This is a genomic window from Devosia sp., assembly GCF_017307565.1.
Classification (GTDB): domain Bacteria; phylum Pseudomonadota; class Alphaproteobacteria; order Rhizobiales; family Devosiaceae; genus Devosia.
The window spans coordinates 3,533-9,836 of sequence record NZ_JAFKHD010000508.1; the positions used below are offsets into that span (position 1 = coordinate 3,533).

Consider the following 6,304-nt stretch of genomic DNA (forward strand, 5'->3'; position numbering starts at 1 on the left):
GGTCCAAATTCTGGGCGCCGATGCCGTGATCAGGGATACGGCAAAGATGGGCGCCTATCTCAACGAACCCCGAAAGCGCTTCCACAAGACCGCCGCTGCCGTCGTCACCCCGCCCAGCGTCGAAGCGCTGCAAGCGGTCGTCCGCTGGGCCAATGAGAACCGCGTCGGCCTCATTCCGCAGGGCGGCAATACCGGCCTCGTCGGCGCCCAGGTGCCGCTCTACGGCACCGAAGTCATCGTCAGCCTTGCCCGGCTCGACCGCATCCGCTCCATTGATACCGCCGCTGGCGTCATGACCGCCGAAGCCGGCGTCATCCTTCAAAATGCCCACAAGGCCGCCGAAGCGCAGGGCACCATTTTCCCCCTGTGGCTCGCCTCGGAAGGCTCTGCCCGCATCGGTGGCGTCCTTTCCTCCAATGCCGGCGGCGTCAATGTCCTCGCTTATGGCAATGCCCGCGAACTCACCATGGGGATCGAAGCCGTCCTTGCTGATGGGCGGCTCTATCAGGGCCTCAATGCCCTCAAGAAAGACAATACCGGCTACGACCTGAAAGATCTCCTCGTCGGCGCCGAGGGCACGCTGGGCATCATCACCGCCGCGACCCTCAAAATCTTCCCGCTGCCCGAGGACCACGAGACCGCCCTCGTTAACGTTGCCTCCCCCGAGGCTGCGCTCGACGTTTTCCAGCTCATGCGCCAGCGTCTCGGCAGCCGCCTCAACGCCTTCGAGCTGATCCCCCATATCGGCCTCGATTTCCAGCTCCGCCACGGCATGCTCGACGCCGACCCCACCGCCAGCCCCTCCCCCTGGTACGCGCTCATCGAAGTCTCGCGCCATGCCGGCAATGCGCCGGGCCTCTTGCAATCAGCGCTCGAAGCCGCCTTCGGCGCCAACCTCGTCTCCGACGCCGTCATCGCCGAATCCCTTTCCGATCGCACCCGCATGTGGGCTTTCCGCGAGCAGATGAGCGAATGCCAGTCCAAGGAAGGCGCTTCCATCAAGCACGACGTCTCCGTGCCCATCGCTGCTGTACCGGCCCTGATCGCGGAGGGCTCGGCCGCCGCCGAACGCCTCTCCCCCGGCATTCGCCCCGTCCCCTTTGGTCACATGGGCGATGGCAACATCCACTTCAATTTTTCTCAACCCGCCGGCGCCGACTCAAAAGCCTTCATGGCCCAATATGACGAGGCCCTGCACGAGGTCATTTATGAGGTCGTGTTGAAGCTCGGCGGCTCCGTCTCGGCCGAACATGGCATCGGCCAGCTCAAGACCGATCTCCTCAAGCAGGTGAAAGACCCGGTTGCGCTCGACATGATGCGCGCCATCAAGACCGCGCTCGATCCGAATGGGATTCTCAATCCGGGGAAGATGCTGGGCTAGGCCTGTTCCTCACCCCACGCACCGGCCCCAACCGAGTTCGGCAACCCTTCGGGTCCCTTCTCCCGCAGGGGGAGAAGGGACGTTCAACGCAAGGCCCCCATGTTACCCAGTACCCCCGATGTGCGTTCTTGCACCCGGCCCCCGCCTGCCCCATCTCTCCTGCCATGCTGCTCAACATCAATTTCCTCGACGACGCCACGCGTCCGCCCGTCCCCGAACTCCCCGGCCTGACCGAGGAGCAGCGGGCGCCCGGCCACCACCTGCGCATGATCCACGATCACCTGCGCGACAACATGGTGACTCTCGGAAAGCTCATCGAGCGCGCCAATGCGCGCCAGGTCACCGCGGCCGACATCGCCGCCGAAACCAATGAAATGGCCATGGTCGCCAATTACCGGCGCTTCGGTAATCTCTGCGGCCGGCACTGCGGTATCGTGAACACCCACCACACGATCGAGGATCACCACCTTTTCCCCGTGCTCGCCCAGCAAGGCCCCGCCTTCAAGGCCATCGCCGAGCGTCTCACGGCCGAGCACGTCGTCGTCCACGAATTGCTCGAACGCCTCGTCAACGCCCTCAACGCCCTCGCCGCCGAACCGAGCGAAACCCGCTTCCACGATGCGCGCGAGCTCTACCACGCACTCGAACGCGTGCTCCTGTCTCACCTCGGCTGGGAAGAAGAAGCCATGGGTGATGCGCTGGGTTATTTCGAGATTATGTGAGGCTAAGCGCCCCGACGCCCCCAGACACAGTCCCCTCCCCTTCCGTCGTCACCACCGGGCTTGTCCCGGTGGTCCATGCCGAGGCGAGATGAATTGCCGGGACAAGCCCGGCAATGACGTTGGGTGGGGTAGCGGCACCCTAGACCGCCGCTAAAACAAATCCATCTGTCCGCCACCACCGGCAGCCTTTTTCACCTTCACCACCACCGGCTCCGGCTTTTCCTCGGTCACTTCAACGATCAGCCCGGGATCATCATCCCGCGCCGAATTGACCCGCGTCGACACCGGATGAAACTTCAAAATCCCATCCTCGAGCGGCAGCGCCATCTGCGCGGCCTCGTCGGCCCGCACTTCCCGGACATTGAGCCAATCATCGATCTGCTGGTTGCCCATCAAAATCGCAGGCATCCGGTCATGCACCACCGAAAGCTGCCGATTGGCCGGCACGGTGATAGTCGCGACGCTATCGACCTCCTCGCCCTCCGGCCCGCTCCATGTCGCATAAAGCCCGGCCAGCGCCATGGGCTCACCGTCAGCGCGCGTGATGTAATAAGGGCGCTTCTTCTTGTCCGGCCCCGTGTCCCACTCGTAGTAGCCACTCGCCGGCACCACGCAGCGCCCGTGCTTCAGCGCATCGCGAAAAGCCGGCTTTTCGCGCATGCTTTCAGCGCGCGCATTGATCAGCAGCGGAAACTCGCGCGGGTCTTTCACCCAGCGCGGCACCAGCCCCCAGCGCGCAAAATGCCCCTCGCGCCGACCACCTTCTTCCCAGATGGCGGCAACCGGCTGGGTCGGCGCCACATTATAGCGCGGCACCATCGGCAGCGTGTTCAGCAACTGAAAGAGCTGCGCCATCATTTCGGGCGGCAAAGTCACCGCATAGCGTCCGCACATGGCGTGTCTCCTTTACTGTTGGAGAGGTAATCTCTCTCAAGACGAATCGCAAACCAGCTTCCGGCCATGACCGACCAACCCAACGCCGCCAGCGTCGGCATCGTACGCCACGGCAAAATCCTCCTCATCAAGCGCGCCTTCGCGCCATACCAGAACCTGTGGACTTTTCCCGGTGGTCGGATGGAGCCGACCGAAACCATCGAGCAATGCGCCATCCGGGAGGTGCAGGAGGAGCTGGGGCTGACCGTCCGCAATCCGCGCCACGTCATCACCCAGTCGCTGGGCCGCGACGGCACCTATCGCCTCGCCGTCTTCACCACCACCGACTATGTCGGCACGGTAAAACCGTCCAATGAGATCGCCGACCACAAATGGGCCGATCCCGGCATGCTCCTGGCGCTGCGCACCACGTCCCGCCTCGATGACGTGATCAAAGAGTGTTTCAAGGTTTTAGGGCAAAGCTGGTAAGAGGCGGCATGCTGCGTCAATTGACAGATCGAGTGTGCCGCTCCACCCCCGCCCTCCTCCCCCATCGAGGGGGAGGTGCAGATCCAGCGTTTGGCACCTTCTCGCCCCACCCACTATCCCTTCACCTCCCCCTTGATGGGGGAGGCCGGGAGGGGGTGTCGGTAAGCGCAGTTCTCAAAACCCTGCTCCTCCCGCTCCTCCTCATTTTCTCCCTCGCCACGCCCGCCCTTGCCATCGATCCGCCCTATCAGCGGCAGATGGAGCGCCTCGCCGAGGTCATGGGGAGCCTTTATTACCTCCAGCCGCTGTGCAAAACCGGCACCGAGGACTGGCGCGAGCAGATGTCCGAGCTGATCAATCTCGATGAGCCCGACGAAGACCGCCGGCAGCGCCTCGCTGGGGCGTTCAACACCGGATATACGGGGTTTTCCCGCCTCCACCGCCATTGCACGCCCGCCTCCCGCGAAGCGCTCACGCGCCTCCTTTTCGAGGCCCAGCAGCTGGCGCGCAGCATCCATACGCGTTTTGCCGAATAGGCGAGGCGGGAAAAGCCTGCAATTGCCTACTCGCCGTTAACCTTCGGCTTACTTCTGCCGCGCCAATGCCACAGGTGCGTGCTACGGGAACAGCATGAGCACCACCAAGTCCATTTTCTCGCCGGCATCTGGCCAGGGCCCGTTCGAACAGGGTCAGGCCGAACGTCAGATCGCGCTTGAATACCTGGCCGAGGCCTGGAACGAAGCCGAGGAAGACGGTCTGGAGACCGCCGCCCTCGCCCATGCTTCGCTTTTTGCCGCGCTTGCGACTTTCGTGCGCATGCATGGCGATGAAGCCACTGCCGAGCTTGTAGCGCAACTGCCCGACCGCATTCGCACCGGCGAATACAATCTCGAGCGCATCCTGCAGTAGAGCGCTGCTTGCCTAATTCCTCGCCATGCCGCTCAATGACGGCGAGGAGTTTGCCATGCACCGTCTTTTCGCCCTCGCCGCCACAGCGTTGCTCGCGACCCCTGCCCTCGCGCAGGATGCCGATGCCTGGCCCCTGCCCGAAATCAGCTCCGATCTTTCCATCCTGCCCGAGCCTGTCCGCGCCAAGCGCGAGGCACTGATCGAGGCCGCCCGCTCCGGCGATATCGAAGCGCTGCGCCCGATCATGGAGGCACAGGAAACCCCGCCCACGGTCAGCTATGGCGCGCCCGACGATGGCATCGCCTATCTCAAGGGCGCCTCCGAAGACGGCGAAGGCCGGCAAATCCTCGGGCTCCTCGTCGATCTCCTCGACCAGCCCTTCGCCTTCTTTCCCGCCAGCGAAGGCGAGACCTATTATGTCTGGCCCTACCTCGCACAACTCGACCCGACGACCCTTACCCCAGGCCAGACCGTCGATGCCTATCGCCTGCTCAACACCGAGCAGTTGCAGGAATTGAAGGACCTCGAAGCCTGGTACTTCTGGCGTGTCTTCATCAGCGAAAGCGGAGAATGGTCCGCCTTCGTCGCCAGCGACTGACTGACGCCCCACAAACGACAATCCCCGCTTTCGCGGGGATTGTTGCAGTGAACCGGAAGCACATGGGGAGAATCATTCCCCCATGGCATGGGCCCGTTCGATCGCCAGTTCTTCCTTGGTCTTGGCCGGCGCGTTCTTGTCCTTCTTCGGCCCCCGCAGCAGCAGGATCAGCGGAATGGAGGCAAGGCTCAGCAGCAGCATCAGCCAGAAGTCGTCGAGATAGCTCAGCATCGCCGACTGCTGCTGCACGAGGCCGTTGATCACCGCAAGAATCTGCGGATTGCCCGTGATCAGCCCCGGCATCTGCGTCTGCACGGCCATCGAGTCCACCGTCAGCCGCTCGGCCAGTTCGGCATGGTTCACCTGGATCATGTTGGTGAGCACCACCGACACCAGCGAAATGCCGATCCCCTGCCCCATATTGCGCACCAGCGCGAACATGGCCGTCGCATCCGCACGCATGGTTGGAGCGATGGTGGCAAAGGCCATGGTCGAGAGCGGCACGAAGAGGAAGCCCATGCCAAAGCCCTGCATGGCGCCGGTGATGACCACGGGCCAATAGTCCATGTCGGGGCTGAAGCCGGTCATCAGCCAGAGCGAATAGCTCATGATTATCGAGCCAAATAGCATCATCAGCCGCGCATCGACCTTGCCGCTCAACCGCCCCACGATCATCATCGAGACGAGCGTCGCCGCACCGCGCGGCGCCATCAGGAGGCCGGTGAAAATCACCGAATAACCCATCAGGTTCTGCAGCATGGGCGGCAGCAGCGCGAGGCCGGAAAACAGCGTCACGCCCATCACTGCCATCAGCACCGAACCGAGCGAGAAGTTGAAGTCCTTGAACATGCGCAGGTCGACGAAGGGCTGCTTGGCGGTCAGCGAATGGACGATGAACACCCAGAGCCCGGCAATGAAGATACCCAGTTCGATCCAGGTTTCGACCGCCGTGAACCAGCCGTTTTCGGCGCCGCGATCGAGCAGCAGCTGCAGCGAGCCGACGCCCAGCGCCAGCATACTGAAGCCGAAGAAGTCGAAGCGCCGGTTCTTGATCTCGGTATTGGGCATGAACAGCACCAGCATGGCGACGCAGAGCACGCCCACCGGCACGTTGACGAGGAACACCCAGCGCCAGTCGAAGGTCTCGGTCAGCCAGCCGCCCAGCGTCGGCCCGACGATCGGCGCCACCATGATGCCCATGCCATAGAGCGCCATGGCCTGGCCGATCTTTTCGCGCGGGTTGATGTTGAGCAGGATCGTCTGCGCCAGGGGCGCGATCATGGCGCCGCAAATGCCCTGCAGCACGCGGAACAGCACCATTTCGGGCAGGCT

Annotated in this window: 8 protein-coding genes; 6 read left to right on the forward strand and 2 right to left on the reverse strand. The window is 63.3% G+C overall.

Features of this window, described 5'->3' with window-relative positions:
- Together J0I64_RS22050 and J0I64_RS22055 are read left to right on the forward strand one after the other, a co-directional pair.
- The coding region (locus J0I64_RS22050) for an FAD-binding oxidoreductase (protein WP_291412361.1) at positions 1-1,381 on the forward strand (1,381 nt) is incomplete at its 5' end.
- Positions 1,382-1,509: 128 nt separating this feature from the next.
- The gene (locus J0I64_RS22055) at positions 1,510-2,103 is read left to right on the forward strand and encodes a hemerythrin domain-containing protein (RefSeq protein WP_291412363.1); all 594 of its coding nucleotides are present in this window, start codon (positions 1,510-1,512) and stop codon (positions 2,101-2,103) included.
- Between the two features lie 150 nt (positions 2,104-2,253).
- Here the strand turns inward: J0I64_RS22055 and J0I64_RS22060 are convergent, their stop codons facing one another.
- Positions 2,254-2,997 (reverse strand): SOS response-associated peptidase, encoded by a 744-nt coding sequence (locus tag J0I64_RS22060; protein WP_291412364.1) that lies wholly within the window; start codon positions 2,995-2,997, stop codon positions 2,254-2,256.
- 66 nt (positions 2,998-3,063) lie between these two features.
- Here J0I64_RS22060 and J0I64_RS22065 point away from each other — a divergent pair, with 66 nt between their 5' ends.
- The 4 genes from J0I64_RS22065 (at position 3,064) to J0I64_RS22080 (ending at position 4,972) form a co-directional block, all read left to right on the forward strand.
- Positions 3,064-3,465, forward strand: coding sequence for an NUDIX domain-containing protein (locus tag J0I64_RS22065; protein WP_291412366.1), 402 nt, complete (start codon positions 3,064-3,066; stop codon positions 3,463-3,465).
- Positions 3,466-3,620: 155 nt separating this feature from the next.
- The gene (locus J0I64_RS22070) at positions 3,621-4,001 is read left to right on the forward strand and encodes a TIGR02301 family protein (RefSeq protein ID WP_291412368.1); all 381 of its coding nucleotides are present in this window, start codon (positions 3,621-3,623) and stop codon (positions 3,999-4,001) included.
- A gap of 94 nt (positions 4,002-4,095) precedes the next feature.
- On the forward strand, positions 4,096-4,374 hold the full coding sequence (locus J0I64_RS22075; protein ID WP_291412370.1) for a hypothetical protein: 279 nt from the start codon (positions 4,096-4,098) through the stop codon (positions 4,372-4,374).
- 55 nt (positions 4,375-4,429) lie between these two features.
- Positions 4,430-4,972 (forward strand): hypothetical protein, encoded by a 543-nt coding sequence (locus J0I64_RS22080; RefSeq protein ID WP_291412372.1) that lies wholly within the window; start codon positions 4,430-4,432, stop codon positions 4,970-4,972.
- Between the two features lie 72 nt (positions 4,973-5,044).
- Here the strand turns inward: J0I64_RS22080 and J0I64_RS22085 are convergent.
- Positions 5,045-6,304, reverse strand: a 1,260-nt coding sequence (locus J0I64_RS22085; RefSeq protein ID WP_291412374.1) for a DHA2 family efflux MFS transporter permease subunit, incomplete at its 5' end; no start/stop codon positions are given.